This is a genomic window from Pedobacter westerhofensis (assembly GCF_900182595.1).
GTDB lineage: Bacteria > Bacteroidota > Bacteroidia > Sphingobacteriales > Sphingobacteriaceae > Pedobacter > Pedobacter westerhofensis.
The window spans coordinates 276,043-301,258 of sequence record NZ_FXTN01000007.1 but is presented as its reverse complement, the minus strand read 5'-3'; the positions used below and the strand labels follow the sequence as shown (position 1 = coordinate 301,258).

The 25,216-nt window shown below is 42.7% G+C and carries 26 protein-coding genes and 1 tRNA gene; 11 read left to right on the top strand and 16 right to left on the bottom strand.

Annotated features, from left to right (window positions below):
• Positions 1 to 40: 40 nt before the first annotated feature.
• Both FN831_RS15470 and FN831_RS15465 read right to left on the bottom strand, forming a co-directional pair.
• A complete protein-coding gene (locus tag FN831_RS15470) occupies positions 41 to 2,413 on the bottom strand; it encodes an endonuclease MutS2 (protein WP_142529079.1) in 2,373 nt (790 codons plus the stop codon).
• 2 nt (positions 2,414 to 2,415) lie between these two features.
• A complete protein-coding gene (locus tag FN831_RS15465; protein WP_142529078.1) occupies positions 2,416 to 2,997 on the bottom strand; it encodes a DUF4296 domain-containing protein in 582 nt (193 codons plus the stop codon).
• A 70-nt stretch (positions 2,998 to 3,067) separates the two neighbouring features.
• Here FN831_RS15465 and FN831_RS15460 point away from each other — a divergent pair, with 70 nt between their 5' ends.
• Genes FN831_RS15460 through FN831_RS15440 form a run of 5 tightly spaced genes read left to right on the top strand, consistent with a single transcriptional unit; the run spans position 3,068 to position 7,486 of the window.
• Entirely contained in the window at positions 3,068 to 3,754 is a 687-nt protein-coding gene (locus FN831_RS15460) for a YggS family pyridoxal phosphate-dependent enzyme (protein WP_142529077.1), read from the top strand.
• Entirely contained in the window at positions 3,754 to 4,212 is a 459-nt protein-coding gene (locus FN831_RS15455) for a GNAT family N-acetyltransferase (RefSeq protein ID WP_142529076.1), read from the top strand. Before FN831_RS15460 ends, FN831_RS15455 begins: the two co-directional genes overlap by 1 nt.
• Before the next feature lies 1 nt (position 4,213).
• Positions 4,214 to 5,035, top strand: a complete 822-nt coding sequence (locus FN831_RS15450; protein WP_185960498.1) for a DUF3298 and DUF4163 domain-containing protein — start codon at positions 4,214 to 4,216, stop codon at positions 5,033 to 5,035.
• Between the two features lie 2 nt (positions 5,036 to 5,037).
• Positions 5,038 to 6,312 (top strand): aspartate kinase, encoded by a 1,275-nt coding sequence (locus FN831_RS15445; protein ID WP_142529074.1) that lies wholly within the window; start codon positions 5,038 to 5,040, stop codon positions 6,310 to 6,312.
• Complete coding sequence (locus FN831_RS15440) at positions 6,305 to 7,486, top strand: class I SAM-dependent methyltransferase (RefSeq protein ID WP_142529073.1); 1,182 nt, start codon at positions 6,305 to 6,307, stop codon at positions 7,484 to 7,486. Before FN831_RS15445 ends, FN831_RS15440 begins: the two co-directional genes overlap by 8 nt.
• A 53-nt stretch (positions 7,487 to 7,539) precedes the next feature.
• Here the strand turns inward: FN831_RS15440 and FN831_RS15435 are convergent, their stop codons facing one another.
• The 5 genes from FN831_RS15435 to FN831_RS15415 form a co-directional block, all read right to left on the bottom strand.
• Positions 7,540 to 7,737, bottom strand: coding sequence for a cold-shock protein (locus tag FN831_RS15435; RefSeq protein ID WP_142529072.1), 198 nt, complete (start codon positions 7,735 to 7,737; stop codon positions 7,540 to 7,542).
• 80 nt (positions 7,738 to 7,817) lie between these two features.
• Complete coding sequence (locus FN831_RS15430; RefSeq protein ID WP_142529071.1) at positions 7,818 to 8,453, bottom strand: peroxiredoxin; 636 nt, start codon at positions 8,451 to 8,453, stop codon at positions 7,818 to 7,820.
• Between the two features lie 168 nt (positions 8,454 to 8,621).
• On the bottom strand, positions 8,622 to 9,530 hold the full coding sequence (locus tag FN831_RS15425) for a DUF72 domain-containing protein (RefSeq protein WP_142529070.1): 909 nt from the start codon (positions 9,528 to 9,530) through the stop codon (positions 8,622 to 8,624).
• Positions 9,531 to 9,696: 166 nt separating this feature from the next.
• Positions 9,697 to 10,791, bottom strand: a complete 1,095-nt coding sequence (locus tag FN831_RS15420) for a S1C family serine protease (RefSeq protein WP_142529069.1) — start codon at positions 10,789 to 10,791, stop codon at positions 9,697 to 9,699.
• Positions 10,792 to 10,797: 6 nt separating this feature from the next.
• Positions 10,798 to 11,364 (bottom strand): RNA polymerase sigma factor, encoded by a 567-nt coding sequence (locus tag FN831_RS15415; protein ID WP_142529068.1) that lies wholly within the window; start codon positions 11,362 to 11,364, stop codon positions 10,798 to 10,800.
• 143 nt (positions 11,365 to 11,507) lie between these two features.
• Between FN831_RS15415 and FN831_RS15410 the strand changes: the two genes are divergently transcribed.
• The 3 genes from FN831_RS15410 (at position 11,508) to FN831_RS15400 (ending at position 13,912) form a co-directional block, all read left to right on the top strand.
• Positions 11,508 to 11,726: a hypothetical protein gene (locus FN831_RS15410; protein WP_142529067.1), complete on the top strand. Its 219-nt coding sequence runs from the start codon at positions 11,508 to 11,510 to the stop codon at positions 11,724 to 11,726.
• 99 nt (positions 11,727 to 11,825) lie between these two features.
• Positions 11,826 to 13,172, top strand: coding sequence for an adenylosuccinate lyase (gene purB, locus FN831_RS15405; protein ID WP_142529066.1), 1,347 nt, complete (start codon positions 11,826 to 11,828; stop codon positions 13,170 to 13,172).
• Positions 13,173 to 13,360: 188 nt separating this feature from the next.
• Positions 13,361 to 13,912, top strand: coding sequence for a NifU family protein (locus FN831_RS15400; protein ID WP_142529065.1), 552 nt, complete (start codon positions 13,361 to 13,363; stop codon positions 13,910 to 13,912).
• A gap of 143 nt (positions 13,913 to 14,055) precedes the next feature.
• Here the strand turns inward: FN831_RS15400 and FN831_RS15395 are convergent, their stop codons facing one another.
• The 4 genes from FN831_RS15395 to FN831_RS15380 all read right to left on the bottom strand — a co-directional run bounded on the left by FN831_RS15395 (position 14,056) and on the right by FN831_RS15380 (position 18,047).
• Positions 14,056 to 14,850, bottom strand: coding sequence for an inositol monophosphatase family protein (locus FN831_RS15395; RefSeq protein ID WP_142529064.1), 795 nt, complete (start codon positions 14,848 to 14,850; stop codon positions 14,056 to 14,058).
• A 10-nt stretch (positions 14,851 to 14,860) separates the two neighbouring features.
• Positions 14,861 to 16,015 (bottom strand): prolipoprotein diacylglyceryl transferase, encoded by a 1,155-nt coding sequence (locus FN831_RS15390; protein WP_142529063.1) that lies wholly within the window; start codon positions 16,013 to 16,015, stop codon positions 14,861 to 14,863.
• 29 nt (positions 16,016 to 16,044) lie between these two features.
• The gene (gene mtaB / locus FN831_RS15385) at positions 16,045 to 17,364 is read right to left on the bottom strand and encodes a tRNA (N(6)-L-threonylcarbamoyladenosine(37)-C(2))-methylthiotransferase MtaB (protein ID WP_142529062.1); all 1,320 of its coding nucleotides are present in this window, start codon (positions 17,362 to 17,364) and stop codon (positions 16,045 to 16,047) included.
• Positions 17,365 to 17,477: 113 nt separating this feature from the next.
• Positions 17,478 to 18,047, bottom strand: coding sequence for a UbiX family flavin prenyltransferase (locus tag FN831_RS15380; protein WP_142529061.1), 570 nt, complete (start codon positions 18,045 to 18,047; stop codon positions 17,478 to 17,480).
• A gap of 405 nt (positions 18,048 to 18,452) precedes the next feature.
• Between FN831_RS15380 and FN831_RS15375 the strand changes: the two genes are divergently transcribed.
• Positions 18,453 to 18,528 (top strand) — tRNA-His (locus tag FN831_RS15375).
• Between the two features lie 81 nt (positions 18,529 to 18,609).
• Positions 18,610 to 19,086: a ribonuclease HI gene (gene rnhA, locus FN831_RS15370; protein WP_142529060.1), complete on the top strand. Its 477-nt coding sequence runs from the start codon at positions 18,610 to 18,612 to the stop codon at positions 19,084 to 19,086.
• A 26-nt stretch (positions 19,087 to 19,112) separates the two neighbouring features.
• Here the strand turns inward: rnhA and fbp are convergent, their stop codons facing one another.
• From fbp to FN831_RS15345, 5 genes are read right to left on the bottom strand one after another with little or no spacing between them, the layout of a single operon-like run.
• Positions 19,113 to 20,141 (bottom strand): class 1 fructose-bisphosphatase, encoded by a 1,029-nt coding sequence (fbp, locus tag FN831_RS15365; protein WP_142529059.1) that lies wholly within the window; start codon positions 20,139 to 20,141, stop codon positions 19,113 to 19,115.
• A 24-nt stretch (positions 20,142 to 20,165) separates the two neighbouring features.
• A complete protein-coding gene (locus FN831_RS15360; RefSeq protein ID WP_142529058.1) occupies positions 20,166 to 20,657 on the bottom strand; it encodes a metallophosphoesterase family protein in 492 nt (163 codons plus the stop codon).
• Between the two features lie 39 nt (positions 20,658 to 20,696).
• Positions 20,697 to 21,404, bottom strand: coding sequence for a tRNA1(Val) (adenine(37)-N6)-methyltransferase (locus FN831_RS15355; RefSeq protein WP_142529057.1), 708 nt, complete (start codon positions 21,402 to 21,404; stop codon positions 20,697 to 20,699).
• Positions 21,404 to 21,787 carry an SMU1112c/YaeR family gloxylase I-like metalloprotein gene (gene gloA2, locus FN831_RS15350; RefSeq protein WP_142529056.1) on the bottom strand — a complete coding sequence of 128 codons (384 nt, stop codon included), beginning with the start codon at positions 21,785 to 21,787 and terminating at the stop codon, positions 21,404 to 21,406. The genes FN831_RS15355 and gloA2 overlap by 1 nt, the downstream gene beginning before the upstream one ends.
• Positions 21,788 to 21,837: 50 nt before the next feature.
• Complete coding sequence (locus tag FN831_RS15345; protein ID WP_142529055.1) at positions 21,838 to 22,695, bottom strand: energy transducer TonB; 858 nt, start codon at positions 22,693 to 22,695, stop codon at positions 21,838 to 21,840.
• A gap of 235 nt (positions 22,696 to 22,930) precedes the next feature.
• On the opposite strand from FN831_RS15345, the gene FN831_RS15340 reads away from it, so the two are divergent.
• Complete coding sequence (locus FN831_RS15340) at positions 22,931 to 25,114, top strand: glutamine synthetase III family protein (RefSeq protein ID WP_142529054.1); 2,184 nt, start codon at positions 22,931 to 22,933, stop codon at positions 25,112 to 25,114.
• Positions 25,115 to 25,216 lie beyond the last annotated feature (102 nt).

The following is a 25,216-nucleotide window of genomic DNA, read 5'->3' as shown; positions in this document are numbered from 1 at the left end:
TACTCCCGCAAATTGTTTATTACAATAAATGTTTACTTAATCAATTGAAATACACGTAAGTTATACCATCACCGCCCCTGTCTGCATGCTCATCCTCCATCCGGTTCACCTCACGGTATTTCCTGAGGTACTCACGGATCATTTTCCTGAGGATGCCATCCCCTTTTCCATGGATGATCTTGATGAAAGGAAAGCCCAGCATAATGGATTTATCCATATACTTTTCTACTTCCTGGATGGCATTTTCTCCACGCATACCACGCAGGTCAAGTTCTGCGCTGAAGCTGCCGATTGCATCGGATATCCTGCCAGAAAATGAGTTGCTTTGCACCACCTTCTTTGCCTGTTTATTGCTGATCTTCTGTACACGGTCCTTTTTTACTACTGAACGCAGATCGCCCAGTGCCAGAACCAGATTGCCCCTGTTGATCTCCAATACCTGCCCGGTGGTTTCTGTATTGATCAGCTGCACCCAGTCGCCCACCTCAATCGGCGTACCCAGCGGAACAGCCTTTTCCGGTTTCTTTTCTTCCTTCACCTGGTGCTGTACCAGTTCTTTCTGCAGGTTTTGCCTCAGTTCTTTGGTGGCAACTTTATCAGCCTGGTTTTCCTTGATCCCTGCAATGGTATTTTCAACCAGCTTATTTGCATTTTTGATGATCGCCTGCGCTTCAAGCTTTGCTTCTTTGATCAGTGTTTTCCGGTTCTCATCCAGAAAAACCTGCAGTTTTTCATTTTCTGCAACCAGATTTTTCACTTTATTCTGCTGGTTGGCCAGATGGATCTTGGTATCGTAAATCTGTTTCTTTTCCCTCTCAAGATCTACCAGCAGGCTGTCTATGCGGTTTTGATTGGTACCCGTTTTTTCCCGCGCAAGCTGGAGCACTTCTTTTTGCAGACCGATGTTTTGCGCAATTTCAAACGCATAGGAACTTCCCGGTTTACCGATTTCCAGTACATACAATGGTTTCATCCTGTCATTATCAAATAACATAGAAGCATTTTCAAGTCCGGGAGTATTTCCTGCAAACAGTTTCAGGTTGGAATAATGCGTAGTAATTACCCCTCTGACTTTTTTATTATTTAATACTTCTAGCACGGCCTCGGCCATAGGCCCTCCAAACTGGGGATCTGTTCCTGTACCAAACTCATCAATCATCACCAGTGATTTAGGGTTGGCATGGGCAACAAAGTAGCGCATTTTGGTTAAATGGGCGCTGTAAGTACTCAGGTCGCTCTCTATACTCTGATCATCACCGATATCAGCAAAGATATTATCAAAAATACCCATCTCACTGGATTCATGTACCGGCACCAGCAAACCCGACTGCAGCATAAGCTGCAACAGGCCAACCGTTTTCATACACACCGATTTTCCGCCTGCATTTGGCCCTGAAACGAGTACGATCCTTAAATTTTCATTCATATGAATATTCAGGGGGACCACTGTTTTTTTATCTTCTTTAAAAGACAAATACAAGAGCGGATGGCGTGCATTGATCAGCTTGATCCGTGGTTCTGCAACGAGTACCGGCATATCTGCCTCAACCTCGATAGCAAACAGGGCTTTGGCCCGCACAAAATCAAGTTTGGTAAGGAAGCCATGATAAGAGAGCAATAATGGATTATACGGCCTGAGGTCATCCGTCAGCGCAATCAGGATCCTTACAATCTCCCGCCTCTTATCAAATTCAAGGTCCCGGATTTTATTGTTCAGCGTAAACACTTCCTCCGGTTCAAGGTAAACCGTTTGTCCGCTTGCAGATTCATCATGGATAAAACCTTTGAGCTTTCGCTTATGGTCTGCAATGATCGGGATACACATCCTGCCATCGCGGATTGTTAAACTGCCATCGGCAACCCAGTTGCTTGACACGGCCTGTTTATAAATGCTGTCCATGCGCTTGCGCACTTCCTGCTCTCCTTTGGAGATATCTGCGGTGATGTCCTGTAATTTCGCCGAGGCATTAGGTTTGATCTTACCTTTGGCATCCAGTACCGTTTCAATCTTTTTAAGGATATTCTTCTCTACAGGAAGATGTTCAAAAAGGGCTTCAAGGTTTGGATATACCCCTGCTCTCTCTTCAAAAAAACGAAGTACCGAAAAAACGGTCTGTAGCGACAGGTAGATCTGGAACAGTTCATCTTCCAGCAGGTAAGTGCCTTCTACCCTGATCTTATCCGCCAATGACTTGATATCAAAGAAAGAACTGATCTGCAGCGGTTCCTGATTTTCCAGGATATTTTTGAACTCTTTTGTTTGTCTTAGAAATTTATTGATCTGATCATATTTATTCATCACCTGCATCCTGCCGATCATATATTGTCCCATCGGACTCAGGCAGTGCTTATAGATGAGTTGCTTGACTTCATTGAAGCCAAGTCTGTCTAAACAATTATCGGGATATATCATGTTTAATTTACCTTTTTAGGCGCATCAGCTTTCTTTATGCTTTTCGGCTTAGCTTTATCTGCGCTATTTTGTGTTGCTCTTCGTGCGGCCAGCTCCTCTGCTGTCATCGACAGTTCAAGCTTAGTGATACTGTCCTTCTTTGCCTTTTTCAGAGAATCTGCCCTGATGGCTGCCAATTTAGGGTTTGCCTTATCTGCACTATCTTTCTTTATTTTTTTAATAGCTTCTTCTTTCTTCAGGATCTTAGCCTGGATCTTGTCAATGCTGTCCTTTGATTTCTGAAGCTTTGCGGTTACATCTTTGTAAATCGCGCTCAGGGACTCAACATGATCATAATAGTAATTCATGCTCTTCGTATATAAAGCAGAATCAATATTATACTTTTTATAGATAGCCTTGTAATAGGATGTACCTACCCTCCTTGCGGAGTCGGGAACGGGGATCGTTGAAATGTAACCGTCAGCAATATGCATATCATATAAAACCAGGCGTATTTCCTTTGGCTGAATGATATCCTTTGGTACTTTTGTCCCGCATCCTGCAATCAGGACCAACAGCAGGCCGGCCCAACAAAATCCTCTCATTGTATGTAAAACATTATTTTTTTTGAGCAAATTGAACTTAGGTTGTTAATTTTACCAAAAATACTGATAAATGAGCATAGCAGACAATTTAATAAAATATAAAAAGGAGTTAGAAGGGGAAAATGTTGAATTAATTGCAGTGTCGAAATTTAACGATGCCGCTGCTGTTTTGGAGGCCTACAATGCCGGTCAGCGGATTTTCGGTGAAAACATTGTTCAGGAACTGGCAGAAAAAGCTGAGGCACTGCCTAAAGATATCGAATGGCATATGATTGGCCATTTACAGACCAACAAGGTAAAATATATTGCGCCCTTTATCAGCCTGATCCAATCGGTAGACAGCCTTAAGTTACTGGCAGAGATCAACAAACAGGCCGCAAAGAACAAACGGGTGATCGATTGTTTGCTGCAGGTTTATATTGCCGATGAGGATACCAAATTTGGTCTTGATCATGCCGAAGTAATTGAGCTGCTCAGATCTGAAGAGTACCTGGAGATGAAGAATATCCGTATCACCGGCCTGATGGGCATAGCAAGCAATAATGCCGAGGAAAAACAAACGAAGGACGAATTTCAGGAACTGAAAGTACTGTTTGACGGTATCAAGCTCAGTTTTTTCAGAAAAGAGGATACTTTCAGAGAGCTGTCTATGGGTATGTCCGGAGATTATAAACTGGCGATCGAAGAAGGCAGCACCATGGTGAGGATTGGAAGCAGTATTTTTGGGGCAAGAAAAATTAAACATTATAAAGCCTGATGGATATTCAACTGAGATTTGCTGTAAAAGAAGATTGTCAGCGACTGCTGGAACTGATCGTTGAGCTTGCCATTTATGAAAAAATGCCGGATGAGGTCACTGTAACACTTGCTGAGTTTGTTGAGGCAGGGTTTGGTGTGCAGCCCGCATGGAAAGCCTTTGTTGCAGAAAATGAAAATGGCATCCTGGGCTTTGCCCTCTATTATATCAGGTACTCTACCTGGAAAGGCTGCCGTTTATATCTTGAAGACTTTATCGTTACCGAACAGGCCCGGGGCAGGGGTGTAGGCAAACTGCTTTTTGAACGGGTAATGAAAGAAGCAAGGGATAACAACTACAATGGTATGTCATGGCAGGTGCTCGACTGGAATGAGCCGGCCATCAACTTTTACCGCAAGTACGAAGCCGGACTTGAGGAAGGCTGGCTGAATGCCTATCTGGGCAAAGAACAACTGTAATATGAAAAAAGAAATAATCGTAGCAATTCTGGCAGTTGCAGCTATCTATGGCTGTACCAATCAAAAAACTGAGAAAGTTATTGATTCGGCAAGTACGGCTGTGGCAACATCAGGCAAAGATTCTTTAACGTATTCCTATGATTCTGTAAAGGTGTACAGCAAAACCAAAGTCTCTACAAATAAACTGGTTACAGATACCGCAAAAGCAGTCATTGTATACCCCCTGTTTCAGAACCAGGTTGCCAATAAATTTCTCGAAGACCGTGTAATCGGCATTTCGGGTAAACAGGGCATCGATAAAAATTACAAAGAACTGACTGCAGGATTTATCAAAGAATTTGACACGTATATCGCCGCAAACAATGGCGCGCAGGAATCCTGGTTCCAGAAGGTTGACATGAAGGTAAAGGCCAATTACCCGAATTATCTGTCAGTGCTGATGACCTACTCGGATTATAAGGGCGGAGCGCATCCAAACACGCTTTTCACCTATTTAAATTATAACCCTAAAACTTATCAGACGATAACGCTGGACTCCATCATCACCGCGGATGGCATGCCCAAGCTAAGGGCAATCGGAGAAAATATTTTCAGGAGAAACGAAAACCTGGCGCCAAACGCAAGTTTGTCTGAGGGCTACTTTTTTGCCGAGGGCACATTTAGCCTGCCCGAAACATTCACACTGACAAAAGAAGGCATCAGTTTCCTCTATAATCCCTATGAAATCAAGGCTTATGCAGCAGGAACAACAGAATTAATCATTCCCTTCTCCAAAATTAAAGACATCATGAAAGAGAGTTCCATTTTAATCAATTTCAAATAAGCATGGAAGTATACAAATTTGGCGGTGCTTCCGTTGTGAATGCCCAGGCGGTAAGAAACCTGGCTGAAATCATCAAAAATGCCAATCAAAAATACCTGCTGATCGTGATATCAGCGATGGGAAAAACCACCAACAAACTCGAGGAGCTTTCCCATGCCTATGTTTTTGGCCAGGAAAACACGCACGAGCTGCTCGAAGAAATCAAAACCTATCATTTCGATATCCTTAATGAGCTTTTTCCTGATCACCAGCACCCGGTGTATAATGATGTAGCAAATACGTTTGTTGAAATTGAATGGCTGCTGGAAGAAGAGGCCAATGATGCCCCTGATTATATTTATGACCAGATCGTTTCTATAGGGGAGTTATTGTCTACCAGGATCGTAGCGGCTTACCTTAGTGCACACGGCAGCCCTGCAAGCTGGATTGATGCGCGGAATTTTATTAAAACCGACAATACTTACCGTGAAGGAATGGTAGACTGGGATAAGACCGGTATAGAAATCCGTAAATCCCTGGTACCGGTACTGGAAAAAGGGATTGCGGTTACTCAGGGCTTTATCGGCAGTACCAGCGAGAACTTTACCACCACACTGGGGAGAGAAGGATCTGATTACTCGGCCGCAATTTTCAGCGCCTGCCTAGATGCTACGGCATTGACGATCTGGAAAGACGTACCGGGCGTGCTCAATGCAGATCCGAAATGGTTCGACCAGACTGAAAGGATTCCCCAGCTGTCATACCACGATGCCATTGAACTGACGTATTACGGCGCAACGGTCATCCATCCCAAAACGATTAAACCTTTACAAAACAAGAATATTCCCCTGTATGTAAAGTCATTTCTCCATCCCGAAGCAGTGGGCACCCAAATCAACGGAGAAAACAGCCCGCTGCCTGTGCCGTCTTTTATTTTTAAGGTAAACCAGGTACTGATCTCCATCTTTCCGAAAGATTTTTCATTTATCATAGAAGAAAACCTGAGTGATATCTTCAACCTTTTCCACCAGCACAAAGTGAAGGTAAACACGATGCTCAATTCTGCGATCAGTTTCTCGGTAAGCGTGGATCATGATGAGGAAAAAATCAGTAACCTGATCAAAGATCTGTCGGTACTCTACAAAGTGAAATACAACGAAGGCCTTGAACTGGTGACTATCCGTTACTACAACCACGATACCATTAACCGGGTTACCCTGAACAAGGATATTTTACTGGAAGTAAAAAGCCGCCATACCTGCCAGATGGTGATGAAAAATAAATCAGCTGTTGAATAAGGAAATTGCATCGGTTGAAGTACAGGAGTATATCCGGGAACATCTCAATGCCGATGTACACCAGATTGCGATGGCCAAAAGTCCTTTCGCGGGGGTTACAGGACAGGAATTATCTGCCCAGATTGCAGCCATGAAGAAATCTTCAAAAAAGCTGCCCGGCTGGTTTGCACGTTCAGGGGTATATTACCCGCCGCTGTTATCCATTGAGCAGTGTTCTTCGGAGATCACCGCTGCGTACAAGGCAGAGCTAAGTTGCGGCGGCAGCCTGATCGACCTGACCGGGGGATTTGGCGTAGACAGCTATTATTTTTCAAAAGTAAACCAGTCCGTTGTTCACTGTGAGATCAGTGAAGAGCTTTCGGCAATTGCCGGATACAATGCTCCCCTGCTTGGCCAGGACCATACTACCTTTTTCAGTGGTGATGGGATGGCATTTCTGAAAAACTCCCGGCAGCACTTTGATACCATTTACATTGACCCGGCAAGAAGAAGCAGTGCTGGTAAGGTTTTCATGCTGAAAGACTGTACGCCAGATGTGGTAGACCACCTGGATCTGCTGCTGAACCAAACGAGCCGCCTGATGATCAAAACTGCACCCTTACTGGATATCAGCGCAGGACTTAAAGAATTGCGCCATGTTAAGGCTATCCACGTGGTGAGCGTAAAGAATGAGTGCAAGGAACTGATATGGATATTGGAAAAGGACTTTAGTGCTGCACCAGAAATTGTTTGTACAACGCTTAACGGTACCCGGAAAGAATTTAGTTTTTCAATTGGTGAAGAACCATCGGCACACGAAATGGCAATCCCTGCAGCGGGAGATTATCTGTATGAGCCTGATGTAGCCCTGCTCAAAGGCGGCGCATTTAATCTGATCGCCGAAAGGTACCAGCTTCAAAAGTTCCATCCACAAACACAGTTATATATTGGTGATGTGATCAACGAAAGCTTTCCCGGACGTATCTTCAGGATAGACGCGATAGTGTCTGCCGGCGCGCTTAAAAAAGAAAAGAACCTGGTTGGAAGTGTGATTGTGCGAAATTATCCTGAAAAGGCAGCGGCCCTCGTAGATAAGTATCATATCAAACCAGATGATAGACAATTTATGATTTTTACACAGGCAGCAGATTCCGGAAAAATTATCCTGAAAAGTACCATCCTGCAACATTACTAAAATAAAGCCTCCTCAGATAACAGGAGGCTTTATTGCTACAGTTAAAAGAAAAATCAAACTTTTTTTACCTTTACTGCCTGTAAACCTTTTTTGCCTTCAGCTACCTCGAACTCTACTTCATCATTCTCCTGAAGACTGTCTATACCACCGAGGACATCTTTAAAATGTACAAAAATATCTTTGTTGCCATCATAGACAATAAAGCCATACCCCTTCTGTTTATTAAACCACTTAACTTTTCCGTTACTCATAAAATTCAAATGTATAAATTAATATTTCTTTATAGTTCTCAACTATATCAAACTTAAAGAAAATCAATAAGTTTTAAAAATTATTTGTTCGGTTGCGGAGTGGTTCTCAGGTATGGTTTTATAACTTTGTGACCTTTGGGAAACTTTGCAGGGATATCTTCGGTTTTGATGCTGTTCATTACGATCACATCATCACCATCCTGCCAGTCGGCCGGGGTAGCCACGCTGTATTCAGCTGTTAACTGCAGTGAGTCAACTACCCTCAATACCTCATTGAAATTTCTTCCTACAGAAGCAGGGTAAACAATCATCAGTTTTACTTTTTTATCCGGCGAGATCACAAATAATGAACGCACCGTTTGGGTGTCTGAGGCATTAGGGTGGATCATGTCATACAGATCAGCAACCTTTTTATCTTCGTCCGCAATGATAGGGAACTCAACACTGGTATTTTGCGTTTCGTTGATATCGTTGATCCAGGACTGGTGGGATGCAACAGAATCCACACTAACCGCAAGAACTTTTACATTTCTTTTCTCAAACTCAGCTTTCAGCTGTGCTGTACGGCCCAGCTCTGTAGTACAAACAGGTGTATTATCTGCGGGATGTGAAAACAGTATGCCCCAGCTATCGCCCAGGAACTCATAAAAATCAATATCTCCTATAGAAGTTTTGGCTTGGAAATTTGGAGCAATATCTCCGATTCTGATACTCATAGTTTTTCTGTTTAATTTAAAATCTTTGATTTGGTTACATTCAGCTCATCCGGCGGTCCGTTCAAATTACTAACAATCCGGACCGGAAAACGATTGATAACATTTCCTCATCCGCTGGACCGCTGTAAGACTACTAATATAGTAGATATTTTGCTGATGTCAAATATTCTAGCCTGGCTGCAGGTTAATTTCAGGAATTTGACTTCCCAGTGTTTGATTAAAAGACTTGATCGCATAAGCGGCAAGGCGTACCGATTCCTTCTCGTCCGCCTGGTGCATAAAGAAAAACACTTTTTTTAAACCCCGGTCCTGCCAGTCTTTCAGTCGACCGGCCCAGGCATCAATCCTGTCAAAATCTGTATCCCGCAAGGCAGCGCCAAGCCCATTAAACCTGATAAATACTTCTGGAATAGTCAGTTCCATGTGCAAAAGATCCCTCCTGCCTGATACATCTGTGATGACAGCCCCCTGCTGCAAATCGGCATAAAGCTGGAATAAATCTTCACGGGAAGAAGGGTCCGCATACCATTCCGAATTTCTCAGTTCAGTGAATACCCTCAGATCCTTTGGCAGCGACCGCAGATATTCGCTCAGGCTGTCCATACTTGCCGGGCTAAAGCGATCGCTCATCTGCAGGAAGGATGGACCGAGATGATCCCCAAATTCCATAATCGAAGAAAGAAATTCATCTGTCTTTTCTTCAGCGCCTTTCAGTTTTTTATAATGGCTGATGCTGATGGGAAACTTGGGACAAAACAGGAAGTGATTATCTCTGTGCTCTGCTGCCTGCTCAGTCCATTTGTGGACGTTTTCCTTGGAAGGGATCTTATAATAGGCAGCGTTCAGTTCAATAGAATTAAATTGCCGTGCATATTCATTCAGGAAATTCGCCGCTTTGGTTTTAGGCGGAAACAGGAAACCAACCCATTCCGGCCTGCCCCATTTGGCACAACCCACATATACCGATGCTTTCCCATGCTTTTTTTTATTCAATACAGCTGATGTGTGAGCACCGTCTGAAGGCAGCTCAAAATTTACAGACGATATATCTTCAGGCTTCGCTTTTCCAAATTCCATAGCGGGTTAACAATTCTTACCCAATTTAGTTTATGCCCTTGCCTGGAAAAGGCTGAAACATAAAAATAGCATGCGCTAAAGGTAATCCTGAGTAATACCGGTAAAAACTACATAAAAAAAACCCCTGAACAATTAAGCCCAGGGGTCTTCAAATACAAGGAGAACTCTAATTATATACTTTGATCATATAAACGAAATCCTGAATTTTATCAATTTGTTTGGTCCTGTTCAAGCCCTGCAGCGGGTTCTTTTTAGAGAAAGCTACTTTTTTACCAAGAGAATCAGAAGGGATGGCATTTAAGGCTTCGAGGATGTGTTTCGATTTCACTGCAAAAGCAGCACCTTCAACCTGGTTTTCTTTGGCAGTGATCATACCCACGATATTACCATAGTTGTCAAATACAGCACCACCGCTGTTTCCCGGATTGATTGGAATAGAAACCTGGTATTGTGTAGTATCGCCGTTATGTCCTGTTTTAGAGCTTACATAACCTTCGCCCAGCACTGCATCATCTTTTGGAAATCCAAGTGTATAAACATCCTCTCCCATACCGATCCCGTTTCTTTTCAGCTTGTAGGGAAGGTTGGATAAAGGTGTGAAAGAATTGTCGATGATCTTGAGGATAGCAATGTCATACTGTGCATCAAAATAAGCAACTTTCACTTTAAAGGATTCACCATTTTTCTGTACATATATAGAATCAGCATCGCGGATCACGTGGTAATTGGTACACAGGTAACCGTTAGCAGTCAATGCGAACCCGCTACCACCAAATTTTGCCACACTGGAAGGGCCTTTGTCAGATTTAGTGCCGCTGGAATTCAGCGTTCTTACCAGTTTATTCTGATTGTTCTTGATGTTGGTAATTTCGCGGCGCATCACCTCATAAGTTCCGTTCTGTTTGGTATTATGATTGATGGAATACACTGAAAATATAGTCAGCAGCAGGAAGGAAGCCGCAATAGCAACTGCCGATTTATTTTTGCGCCATAAATTGATGATGAAAGACGGGTGCGGCCTCATCTGATCGGCCATGGCCTCAACGTCCATCTGTGCATGCGCATGATCCATCTGCTGTTTCAGGGACATGACTCTGCCGTATTGCTTTAAAGTTTCCAGAAAAGCCTTATGTGCAACTACTTTATGGTCAACCACCGGATCATTGGTCCTCAGTTGTTCGAAAGCCTCTGCCTCGGCAGCGCTGAGATTACCCTGCAGGTAATCTTCAATCATGGCATCTAACTCTATATCGTTCCTCATTGCGTATTAAGATTGAAAAAATAGTTTCTTTAACCTCTGCAGGCATTTATATTTCTGAGTTTTGACATTATCCGTATTGGTATAGCCAAACTTCTCGCATATATCCTGCATGGAGAGATTATTAATATAAAAATCCTGAATAATGGTTTTGCAGGGTTCCCCAAGGTTGACCAGGGCCGAGCCCATTTTCTCAAACTGGAGCTCTTTCTCCTCATGGTGTTCCAGATCTACTTCTACAGCAACTACATCATCAAGTTCTGACAGGTTGGTGGTTTTCTTGCTTTGCTGTGAAAGTTTCTTTAACCAAATGCGCCTGCATACTGAATAAATATATGTCTTTAATTTACTGCTTAACTCAAAATCCCCACTCCTGATCTTATTATATAAAACAATAATTGCTTCCTGATAAACGTCTTTTGCATCATCTTCGTCGCCGTTATTATTAATAATAAACTGTAAAATCATCGGAAAATACCCCGTGTACAGTCTATTAAGTGCATCTTCTGAGTTATTTAGTATCCCTAAAACAACTTCTCTATCTGTTGGAACTGAACTGCTTAACTTATTACTCACTAATTAATACGTTTATACGTGAATGGTAACCCAATATTAGACAAAAAAAATATTCTTTGGTTTTTTTTTAAATCGGTGGGTTACCTTTTAAAGATTGTGGTATTAATCTGTAAAATTAATTAATTATTTTAAACAGAATTCAAATGAAAAACTTATTCAAATTAGGCTTCGCAGCATTAGCAATCTCTTTATCAGTAGCAGCTTGTTCAGGTGAGAAAAAAGCAGAAACTACAGATACTACTGTAACTGATTCTTCAACTATCACTACTGACGTTGATACTTCTGTTAAAGATTCAACTGTAAAAGATACAGCTGTTAAAACTACTACTACTGAAGTTAAAGCTGATACAGTTAAAAAATAAGCTTTAAACAAGACCTATAAAAGGCTTTGGTATATACCAAGGCCTTTTTTTTGTGCCTGTATTTTGGTACATTTGCATTTTGCAAAACCATTCTAATTCATGAATTTATCTCCATTACAAGCGATATCACCCGTTGATGGCCGCTACAGAAATACCACAGAAAACCTTGCACAGTATTTTTCTGAATCTGCACTGATCAGGTACAGGATTTATGTTGAAATTGAATATTTCATCGCACTCTGTGAAACCGGTTTATCAGGACTGTCTGCTTTTGACAAGTCTAACTACGCCAGCCTGCGTGCAATTTTCAATGATTTTAATGATCAGGACGCACAGGAAGTAAAAGACACGGAGAAAATCACCAATCATGATGTGAAAGCTGTTGAATACTTTATCAAAAAGAGATTTGATCACCTGGGCCTGCAGGACTTCAAGGAGTTTATCCATTTTGGATTAACTTCGCAGGATATCAACAATACCGCTATCCCTTATACATTTAAACTTGCATTAGCTGAAGTTTATTATCCGCAGATCGGCCAGCTGATCGGCAGGCTAAAAGAACTGGCGGCCGACTGGAAAGATATTCCCCTGCTGGCACATACGCATGGACAGCCGGCTTCCCCAACTAAACTGGGAAAAGAGTTCCTGGTATTTGCAGAAAGACTGGAAATACAACTGAACAACCTGAAGGCTATCCCTAACAGCGCCAAATTTGGCGGTGCCACCGGTAACTTCAATGCGCATCATATTGCTTACCCTGGCATCAACTGGGTAGACTTTTCCAATAATTTCGTGAACAATATCCTGGAATTAAGCCGTGCACAACATACTACTCAGATTGAACATTATGATCAGTTTGCTGCACAGTGTGATGCCTTAAAAAGGATCAACAACATTATTATTGATCTGGACAGGGATATCTGGGCCTATATCTCCAAAAACTATTTCAAGCAAAAAATCAAAGAAGGCGAAGTAGGCTCTTCGGCCATGCCGCATAAAGTGAACCCTATTGATTTTGAAAATGCAGAAGGAAATGCAGGGATTGCGAACGCATTGTTTGAATTCTTTGCCGCAAAATTGCCTATTTCACGTTTACAGCGCGACCTTACAGATTCTACGGTACTGAGAAATGTTGGTGTCCCTATGGCGCATACCATGATCTCCATCTCCTCTACCCTCAAAGGACTGAACAAGCTGTTGTTAAACAACGATGCTATTGCTGCCGACCTGGAAAATAACTGGGCTGTAGTTGCAGAGGCGATACAGACCGTACTGAGAAGAGAAGCATATCCTAATCCGTATGAGGCGCTGAAAGACCTTACACGTACGAATGCCAGGATCACTGCACATACCATGGCCGAATTTATCGACGGCCTGCAGATTGATGAAGACCTGAAACAGGAATTAAAGCAAATTACCCCTTTTAACTACACGGGTGTGTTTTAACTTCTTTTGATCACACTGGTGTATTTAGCATCTTTAAGTACACGAGTGTGATTTAACTTGTCTTGATCACACTGGTGTATTAGCATCTTCAACTACCCGGGGCGTGTTTTAACATATAATGACCTAAATCAGACATCGATATCTGGATTTGAATTACGAATTAATTATTTTTGTAAGAAAAAGAGACCATGACTATTAACGTATATACAGAACAAACCCCGAATCCTGCCACTATGAAGTTCATGGTAAATAAACTTCTGATCAATGGCAGTGAAGATTTCGCTACCAGGGAAAGCGCTGAGCATTCTCCCTTTGCGAAAGAGTTATTCAAGTTTAATTTTGTAAACGGAGTGTTCTTTGCAAGTAACTTCGTAACTGTTACAAAAACTGATGATGCTGAGTGGGCGGATATCGAGCCGATTTTAAAAGAGTTTGTGAAAGGTGCTGTTGAATCAGAATATAAAATTAAAGAAGCTACGGCAGAAGAAATGCCTGATTTTGAGGGCTCTGACCTGGAGGTAAAAATCCAGCAGATCTTACACGATTACGTACGCCCTGCTGTTGAACAGGATGGTGGCGCGATCAGCTACAAATCATTTGAAGAAGGCGTAGTAACAGTTGAGCTTCGCGGTTCATGCAGCGGCTGCCCTTCGTCTACCATTACCTTAAAATCAGGTATCCAGAACCTGTTACAGCGTATGGTTCCTGAAGTAAAAGAAGTTGTTTCCAACGCTTTATAACCAGGGAAATTGAGCAGGCAACAGACCTGTCCGACCCGGTGAATAAAAAAAAAGTGATCATGTAATTCATGATCACTTTTTTTATAACTGACAATTTAATATCTGCCGGGTACAGCTACCTGTATTCTTCGGGAAGCTATACTTTAACTGTTAAAATTTCTTTGCAGGGCTTCCAGCATTTCCTGATCGAGCAAACCGTTGGTTGCAAGGATCTCACGCTGGTTGATAAATTCGGGGCCTCCGCTGAAATTCATGATCTTCCCCCCTGCCTGCTGCACGAGGTAAGCACCGCCGGCAACATCATATGAATTCAGGTTATATTCAAAGAAAGCATCAAATCTCCCGCAGGCTACATAGGCCAGGTCAACAGCCGCTGAACCAATACGCCTCAGGCCATGTGTTTTCTGCATCAGTTCTGACAGCAGCTGCATATACTGAGGCTGTTTATCAAACTGGTAATAGGGGAACCCCGTCGCCAGCAGGCTGTCTGAAAGATGGGCCCTTTGAGAAACCCGGATTTCTTCATGATTTAAAAAAGCCGGGGCATCTTTATAGCTATGGAACATTTCTGCTCTGTTGATCTCATAAACAACCCCTAAAACAGGTTGCTCCTCTTCATAAAGCGCAATGCTGATGGAATATGTTGGCAGCCCATGTATAAAATTGGTAGTACCATCCAGCGGATCAATAATCCAGTTATAGGTTTGCCCCCTGCTGTTGACGGTATCTTCTTCGGTTTCAAAACCAGCGCCGGGTATCAGTTTAGAGAGATTGCCTACCAGTTGCTCTTCAGCAGTTTTATCCACGTAGGATACAAGGTCGTTGAGCCCTTTGAATTCAATAGCAGCAGCATTGAAGTTCATGGATTCTTTTCTGATAAAATTTCCTGTCAGCCGCGTGATAGCGATCACCTGTTCAGTCAGTAATTCGTAATTCAAATCTTAAAATTTAGTAGTTCGCGTGTTTTTCTTTATTTCTAACAGCAAACACAACAAGGAGCAGGCCACAAATAAACAGCAGTGAAGAAATCAATTCTGCCTGGGTGAATGAAAGCCCGCCTACGTGATATCTTGTATTTACACGGATCAGCTCAACGGAGAACCTTTCCAGGCCATTCATCATCAGGTATATTCCGAACATCATGCCCGGAAGTTTGATCTGTTTGCGGATATTCCAGAGGATCAGAAACAGAATAAAACAAACGATCACCTCATAGAGCGGCGTAGGATATACGGGCAGAGGAAGTACGCTGCAAAAACGACCGGTACAACCAGGAATGGCAACACCTTCCATCGCTACGTTATTTGGATAGGTATAAGCCCAGATCCAGTCGGGCATCCAGCCAAAAGGTTTGGGATGCAGGTTTACAATGCCCCAGTCGCCATCACCAGACAAATGACAGCCAATACGGCCAACGCTGTAAGCCAGCATCATGCCCGGTCCGCCCACGTCAAGCATATGCAGGGGCTTTATAACATTCTTTCTGGCGATATATAATACCGCAGCCCCTCCGCAGATCAGTCCGCCATAAAATGTAAGTCCGCTGAAGGACAATAAACCACCTATAGGGTCTTTAACAAAGCTGTCCCAATGTTCCAGGTTATCAAAGATCTTGGCACCAAGCAGGCCCCACACCGCAGCCCAGACAATCATGTGCCCGGTAAGCTCATAAGGATGTTCGGTTACTTCAACCTGTTTTGGCTGGCTAAGTTTAAATTTACTTTTCTCTTTATAATCCCAGTAAGCGAAAATAGCCGCAAAAACCAATCCTCCCAGCAGGCTTCCTTTAGAGGAAAGCAATACGCCCTGGGAGTCATTTACAAATAAACGGTAATTTAGGAAAGCATATACGAGTTTGTACCCAATCAGGAAGCCGAACAGGGCATTCATAATTATCTCATTGGTGGTAGCAGGCTTGCCCACTGTCACTATTTTTTTAACAGGATGCAATATGCCCAGTGCTTCCTTGCGTTTCAGTTCTTCTGAGAAGGCCCAGTAACCGGCTACAAACGCAAGCGCAACAAGCAGCCCGAAAGTATTTAAGGGCAATGGGATCTGTACACCAAAAGCATACTCAATGAAATGGGAAACCGTAGGGAACATTTGCGTAATTTTTTTACGCGAATATAGGATTAATGTGCTAAAACTTCTTCAGTTTCCATAACTTCTACCTCGCCGTCTGCAGTCATCTCCATCAGCTTCACAGTTTTGATTTCATTGACCATTACGGGATCATATTTGGCTTTTACCTTCACATAGTTTTTGGTGAAGCCGTGCATAAATCCGTTTTTCTGATCGTCTTCAAATAAAACTTCGGCAACAGTGCCCAACTGCGACTGATAAAATGCCCTGCGTTTTTTGTCTGACAATATATGGAGCATCTTGCTCCTGTCTGCACGGGCACTTCCGGTAACTACACCAGCCATATCAGCAGCCTCGGTCTGCTCGCGTTCAGAATATGTAAACACATGCAGGTAAGAGACGTCCAGCTCATTTAAAAACTGGTAAGTGTCCAGGAAATCTTCATGTGTTTCGCCGGGGAAGCCCACAATTACATCCACACCGATACAGCAGTTGGGTATCAGTGCCTTGATCGTAGCCACACGTTCTGTATACAGATCTCTGCGGTAACGTCTTTTCATCAGGCCAAGGATCTTGTCAGAGCCGGATTGCAGCGGGATATGAAAATGTGGTACAAATCTTTTTGAACCAGCCACAAAGCTGATGATCTCATTGCTCAGCAGATTGGGCTCAATAGAGGATATACGAATCCTTTCAATTCCTTCTACTTCATCCAGTGCTTTTACAAGGTCGAAAAATTTATCCTCGCGCTGGCCATTACGGATACCGAAATCACCAAGGTTCACACCTGTCAGCACAATTTCTTTCACGCCGCTTTCAGCGATCTGTCTGGCCCTGTTTACCACATTTTCTATGGTATCACTTCTGCTTCCCCCTCTCGCAAGCGGGATCGTACAATAGGTACAAGGGTAGTCACAGCCATCCTGAACTTTCAGAAAAGTCCTGGTCCTGTCACCTATTGAATAGGCGGCAATAAAATTATGATTTACTTTTTCGATATTTTGCTGATGAACAACGGCTTTAGGCAGTTTTGTGAGGTCAGAGATATATTCCACAATGCGGAATTTCTCTGCCGCCCCCAGAACCATGTCCACACCTTCAATTTCAGCTATTTCAGCAGGTTTGAGCTGTGCATAACAGCCTACGATGGTGATATAAGCATTTGGAGCATACTTCAATGCCTCTTTCACCACCTTGCGGCATTTTTTATCCGCATGTTCGGTTACTGAACAGGTATTGATTACATATACATCAGCAGCGTCGGTAAAGTCTACCACAGCATAACCTGCGTCAGTAAAAAGACGGCCGATGGTCGAAGTCTCAGAAAAATTTAACTTGCAACCTAATGTATAAAATGCTACTTTTTTCATGCGTATCTGATTGCGGATCTGCCAAATGCTAATTTTACCAGTTCCATCCAAAATGCAAAGATAACTTTTTACACGGGCATATGGATGACAAACGATTTGCGGATTGTCAAATTCTAAGAATTTTCACTCCAGCGATAGCTTTCCTGTTCCAGTCCCGCGAGATCAATCACACGGCTCACTACAGTTTGGGCAACCTCTTCAATGGTTTTAGGGATACTATAGAAGGATGGGTTGGCAGGGCAGATAATCCCGCCGGCTTCTGTCACAGCTTTCATATTATTAATATGGATCAAGCTAAAAGGCGTGTCCCTTACCACTGCGATCAGTTTCCTCCGCTCCTTTAAAATCACATCGGCTGCCCTGGAGATCAGGTCATTTGATATGCCATGGGCAATTCGTCCCAGCGTTCCCATCGAACAGGGTATAATGATCATGGTATCAAACTTAGCTGAGCCAGAAGCAAAAGGTGCATTAAAATCCATTTTCTGATAAAAATCAAAAGGGTAATGATCATAGTCACTATTCCCAAGCTCAAAGCGCCATACTTCTTTTGCATTATCAGACATGACCACACCAACTTTCTCAATCTGTGAGGATAGTTGCTGCAGGTTGTCCATTAACAATTTAGCGTAGACGGCGCCGCTGGCACCGGTAACTGAAACAATGATTTTCTTCTTTTTCATGGGCGGGCTAAAGATACATAACGTGCAGAAAAAAAAAGGGCCGAAAATAAATTTTCGGCCCTACATCTACCTATGAAAAACATACCCTTGAAAGGGTAAGCCCAAATGTAATATTCTTTTCCAATAAAACGAAAGTTTGAACATTCTTTTTTGGGCGAATGTTAAACATTTAACATTTGGATGTTAATTCTTGTTGATCTATAGCGCCTGCTAAATCCCTGCTAAACCGGCGTAACAGGCATTCAGGCTATATTTTTCACAAATCCGTGTATTAAATGAAATTTTTTATTTTTTTTTCGGTTGCAATAAGCTGTTTATGAATTGTTTAAAAAAAATTTCAAATTCTTCTTCAAAAAGATTTGTATAGATACATTAAAATTGTACTTTTGTCAAACTGAAAAACATGGTGGTTTTAGCTCAGTTGGTTAGAGCATCGGTTTGTGGTACCGAGGGTCGTGGGTTCGAGCCCCATATTCCACCCAAGTTTTGAAAGCAGCCTCAAAGGGCTGCTTTTTTTGTTTAAGAACAAATTTAAAAAGCTCAATACTCCAGAAACATAAAAATGATTGAGATTTATACTGACGGCGCAGCAAGCGGCAATCCAGGTCCGGGCGGGTACGGAGTGATCCTCCGTTCCGGCAGCCATTACAAAGAAATGAGCGGCGGATTTCGCATGACCACCAATAACAGGATGGAATTACTGGCCGTCATTGTTGGACTCAGCACGATCAAAAAACCAGGACAGCAGGTAACCGTTTATTCAGATTCCAAATACGTAGTGGACTCGGTGGAAAAAAAATGGGTATTCGGATGGGTAAAAAAAGGATTTCAGGGCAAGAAGAACAAGGATCTGTGGATCCGCTTTCTGGCCGTGTATAAGCTGCACGACGTCAAATTTGTATGGATCAAAGGCCACAACAGCCATCCGGAAAATGAAAGGTGCGATGTGCTGGCCGTAGCAGCCGGCAAACAAAAAAGCAGCCTCGAAATCGATACAGAATTCGAGGCTGAAAGGCAAAAAGGTACTTTGCTGGATTAAAGGTTCTTTGCTGGATTAATTGATGACTACATGTTGATCGCCCCTGCTTCGAGGGCAAATTCTGTCATCATCTGCTCCGCCATCCTTACCATTTTCTTTGAACCTATAAAGATGGATGAGCGCTGGTGAAGTTCTACCGGCTCTATTTCTAAAATTCTTTTAAATCCGTCAGAGGCAAATCCGCCTGCCTGCTCTACAATAAAGGCCATCGGGTTACATTCATATAACAACCTCAGTTTTCCATTAGGAGAGCTGGCTGTGGTGGGGTAAATATAGATCCCGCCCTTGATCAGGTTACGATGGATATCGGCCACCATAGAACCGATATACCTTGATGTGTACGGCCGGTTGGTAGCAGCATCATGTACCTGTGCATATTTGATATATTTCTTCACGCCTTTTGGGAAATGAACATAGTTCCCTTCATTGATCGAATAAATGCTGCCGTCTTCAGGCATTTTCAGGTCAGGATGCGAGAGACAGAATTCCCCGATGGAAGGATCGAGGGTAAAACCGTTTACGCCTTTGCCCGTGGTATACACCAGCATGGTTGAGGATCCGTAGATCACATATCCGGCAGCTACCTGCTCGGTTCCCTTTTGCAGGACGTCGGCAATTGTTGCCATGCCATCCGTGGATTTTCTGCGGTAGATGGAGAAAATCGTACCTACAGCCACATTTACATCAATATTCGAAGATCCGTCCAGCGGGTCTATACAAACAATATATTTCGCATTTTTTGATACCGGGGAATCTATCGGCACAAATTCATCTTCCTCCTCGGTAGCCACGATGCAGCATTCTCCCCCGCTGGTTAAAGCAGAAATAAACTGGGTATTTGCAAATATGTCGAGCTTCTTTTGTCCCTCTCCCTGGATATTGACAGTGCCTGCATCTCCAAGAATGTCAACCAGGCCAGCCTTGTTCACCTCGCGGTTTACGATCTTCGCCGCAATGCCGATATCTCTTAATAACCTTGAAAGTTCGCCTTTGGCGTAAGAGAAATCAGCCTGTTTCTCAATGATGAATTGTCCTAATGTTTTTATACCCGACATAGTTTACTTAGTGTATTTAATACGTTATCTATTACCTAATTCTATTGCCTCTAAGGTATGTATTTTTTCATATGAAATACAAAAACGTATTAATGTTTTCACTTTGTGCCAGCCGGATTTGCCTGCTGCACCGGGATTTATGTGCAAGCACTGGATCTTTGGATCGAACATAACTTTTAAGATATGTGAGTGCCCTGTGATGAACAGCTTTGGGGGCTTATTGTATATTTCTGCCTTAACATTGGGTGCATATTTGCCCGGATATCCTCCGATATGCGTCATCCAAACATCCACTTCCTCGCAGCTAAATCGTAAATGCTCCGGAAACCGGGCGCGGATCTCTTTACCGTCAATATTTCCATACACACCTTTCAACGGTTTGAACGCGGCAAGCTGATCTGCTACATCAGGACCAAAATCTCCGGCATGCCAGATTTCATCACATTCCTCAAAGTGCTTAAATACCGCATCGTCTAAATAACCATGGGTATCAGATATGAGCCCTATTTTCTTCATATTATTTTTTTTGATACGACTAAAAGTTGTGCAGCCTGGTTAAAACGCCAGGAAAAAATCCTTCAGCAGCTGTTTATACTGATCTGTGTACTGCCCCTGCGACTCATAAATATAAACATGTTCTTCCTTTAAAGGTTTAGCACCATTGAAATCCAGACAGATGATCTGTCTGAATTCAGGTTTAAATTTGTCTGAATAGATATGGACAATCCGGGCAGGATGCAGTTGATACAGGACCGCGCTGATTATCACTTCCTGTGCCTGTTTAACAGGTAGTATCATCCATAAAGACCCTGTGCTGCTGAGCATTGCGGCAGACTTGCGTGTGAGCATCTCAAAAAAGTCTTCCGGTGCATGGCGCGCTACCTGCTTGCGCTTTTCAGGGTTCTTCAGGTCGTTTACAAAATATGGAGGATTAGAAACGATCAGGTCATACTTTACAGCACCGCTGAATTCTTCAAATGATACCGGATAAGCCTTCATCCGGTCTGCAAAAGGAGAATGAATAAAATTCTCAGCTGCAGCTGCCCCTGCTGCAGGGTCTATTTCAACGGCATCGATCCTGGCGTCAGGATAGCGCTGGGCCATCATCATAGCAATTACTCCGGTACCCGTACCGATATCCAGGATGTGCAGGGGCTGCTGCTGAACAGCAATGGCGCCCAAAAGGACGCCATCCGTATTTATTTTCATTGCACAGCCATTCTGGTTCACTTCAAACTGCTTAAACTTAAATATACTTCCCATCAGTATTGATATAATTCGAGCGGCAAACCATCCGGGTCACTAAAAAAAGTGAACAGCTTACCGGTATGCTCGTCTACCCGGATATCTTCAGTAATTACACCTTTTGCATTCAGCTCTGCTGCCACAGCAGCCACATCATCTACTTCAAAAGCCAGGCGGCGCAATCCCCGCGATTCAGGTCTCGATGGCCTTTCGGGAGGGTTCTCAAAAGAGAAAAGTTCAATCTGATAGAGCCCGCCTACAGAAAGGTCCAGTTTATACGACTTTCTTTCCACCCTGTAAACTTCCTGTACCACCTTAAGGCCTAATATATTCACATAGAAATTTTTGCTGGTTGCATAATCAGAGCATATAACAGCAACATGATGAATTCTTTTTAACATACAGCAAAGATAAACAAAGAGCCGGCAATTGAAATCGGCCCTTAGCTTTCTTAGTGGCTCAGCATAAAAGATAAAGGCATATTGTAACGCACCCTCACCGGAAGATTATGCTGCATCCCCGGTCTCCATCTTGGCGATTTCCTGATCACGCGGATGGCCTCTTCATCGCAGCCTCCGCCTATTCCTTTTACAATGTTCACATTAGAGATTGTGCCATCCTTCTCTACTACAAAACTCACAAATACCTTTCCCTCTATCTCCCTTTCCATCGCCATTTCGGGATACCGCAGGTTGCGCTGGATAAATTTTGCCCATGCACCCATTCCGCCCTCAAACTCGGGATAAAGCTCTACTCCGCCGGTGTCATAAACTGTATTATCTTCGGCAGGCACCGCGCCAGTGCCGGTACCGCTGCCCGTAACCGGAGTAACCGTTTCATGTGTAGCCTCTCCTGCCTGGTTTAGCTGTCCCACAACCGCGTTTTCAATTTCTTTCACCGTAGGCGGTGTTTCGTCCGCCACAGGTTGCTCCACCACTGTTATTTTGGAGGGCAGCTTTACGGTTTTCACGTTGTCATGCACTGGCTCAGCCTTAGGCGGTTCTTCTTTTTTCAGCGGAGGTTTGCTTATGTCAGGACTGATGGGCCGCAGTTCAACCGGAGTGCTGATAACAGCGGGTTCAATCTGTTTTGGGCTGAATTTCCGGTACAATACCGGCCCCGCAAACAGGAGCACAAAAGCAGGGACAACGATTAAAAGCGAACGGGCAGTGATGGATGACGACTGGGCGCGCAGCTGGTAGGCACCATAAGCTTTGTTCCTGTTTTTAAAAACGAGTTCTGTCCAGCTTGATTTGTAAAGATCGGATGAAATATTAATCATGATGTTTGGAATTAGGTTCTTTAACATGATGACATAAATTATCCAATTCCATAACGAAAAAAGATTAAATTAAAGGAGATAAACGCCCTGATCTGCCAATAAAGGGTACATGTGAAATCAGCAAAATAATCGAATCTGATCCGGCGATAAACAATGAAACAAAGATCTCCCACCAATGTTGTAGATTTTTGAATTTTTTACATCATTTTGTTGATATTTTAATTATTAAAATTCTATTTTTGGTCAAATTTTAAAGAAACTAATGAAAAGCTTAAGAACAAATGCATTAAAAGAAGCACAAAATAGAGTTTCCCCGGAAGTTATAGCCCCATCGGTTAAGATTTCTGAGTTTTTCGGCTCTAATGTGTTCGATAGAAAGAAAATGAAAGATTTCTTATCGAAAGATGTTTATGAGAAATTGGTGTCGGCAATCGAACAAGGTGAGTTAATCAATTCTGATGATGCTAACCAGATCGCTACAGCAATGAAACACTGGGCAATGTCTAAAGGTGCAACCCATTATACTCACTGGTTTCAGCCGTTGACAGGTTCAACAGCAGAGAAACATGATTCATTCTTTGAGCCAAGCAGTGAAGGTGCAATTGAAAAATTTGCTGGCAGTGCATTAGTACAACAGGAGCCAGATGCTTCAAGTTTCCCGAACGGTGGTATCAGGAATACTTTCGAAGCCAGAGGTTATACGGCATGGGATCCTTCTTCACCCGCATTTATTATGGAAAGCAAAGCTGGAAAAACATTATGTATCCCTACAGTATTTGTAGCTTATACAGGCGAAGCCCTGGATTATAAAGCACCTTTATTAAAAGCACTGAACGCATTAGATAAAGCAGCAGTTGATGTTTGTCAGTATTTTGATAAAGGAATCAATAAAGTAACTGCTTCTTTAGGTATCGAGCAGGAATATTTCCTGGTTGATCTTGCATTGTTCAATGCTCGTCCTGACCTGGCATTAACCGGCCGCGCTTTGTTCGGTCATATGTCTGCCAAAGGACAACAATTGGATGATCATTATTTTGGATCTATTCCTGAGCGTGTTTTCACTTTCATGGTAGATTTCGAAAATGAATCACTGAAATTGGGTATCCCTCTTAAAACACGTCACAATGAAGTTGCGCCATTACAATTTGAATGCGCTCCTATATATGAAGAAATCAACCTTGCAATTGACCACAATCAATTGTTAATGGATGTGATGGAAAAAGTTGCCCGCAGACATAACTTCAAAGTGTTATTGCACGAGAAACCATATGCAGGCATCAACGGTTCTGGTAAACACAATAACTGGTCTCTGATTACAGACACTGGTAAAAACTTACTTGCTCCGGGAAAAACTCCAAAAAACAACCTGATGTTCCTTGCTTTCTTTGTGAACACAATCAAAGCTGTACATGAGCACGCAGACCTGTTAAGAGCAAGTATTGCTTCGGTAAGCAACGATCACCGTTTAGGTGCAAACGAAGCTCCGCCGGCAATTATCTCTATCTTCCTTGGCCAGCAGTTAAACGAAGTGTTAGACGAGATCGAGCACTCACGCATCAGCAAAAAAATCAAAGAAGACAATGCACTGTGGTTAGGTATCCCTAAGATCCCGCAAATTCTTTTAGATAATACAGACCGTAACCGTACTTCGCCGTTTGCCTTCACTGGTAACAAATTTGAATTGCGTGCGGTAGGTTCTTCTGCCAACTCTTCTGCTCCAATGACTGTATTGAATACAATCATGGCAGACCAACTGATTAAATTCAAAGTTGACGTAGATAAACTGATCAAAAAAGGAGAGAAAAAAGATATCGCTCTTTTAACTGTAATCAAAAAATACATTAAAGAATCAAAAGATATCCGTTTCGAAGGAAATGGTTACAGCCAGGACTGGGAAGACGAAGCAGCTAAACGTGGTTTGGCAAACATCAAAACTACTCCGGTAGCTTTAGATGCTTACATTTCTGACAAATCAACTGATCTGTTCGAGAAAAACAATGTATTCACTAAACGCGAATTACATGCCCGTCATGAAATTCTTTTAGAAAGCTATTACAAAAAACTTCAGATCGAAGCAAGGGTTATGGGCGAGGTTGCCAATACCATGATCATTCCTGCTGCTATCGCTTATCAGAATGAGTTATTGCTGAACGCAAAAAGCCTGAAAGAAGTTGGTTTGAGCAAAGAAACATTAGAAACTCCGCTTTCAATCATCAACAAATTATCAGAGCATTTAGCTGTAGTAAAAACAAGTATTGATGCAATGCTTGAAGAACGTAAAACTGCCAATGGTATTGAAGACCACAGAGAGAAAGCTATCGCTTACGATCTGCATGTGAAATCTCACTTTGACACGATCCGTTACCATGCTGATAAACTGGAGCAAATGGTTGACGACAGCGTTTGGCCATTGCCTAAATTCAGAGAATTATTATTTTTAAAATAAAATATCCTCATTCAATGATTATAACCTCTGCCCTAAAAAAGCAGAGGTTATTTTTTTTTAACCTGTATCGTGTACATTCGCGCGTTTCCCTATCTTTGCAGC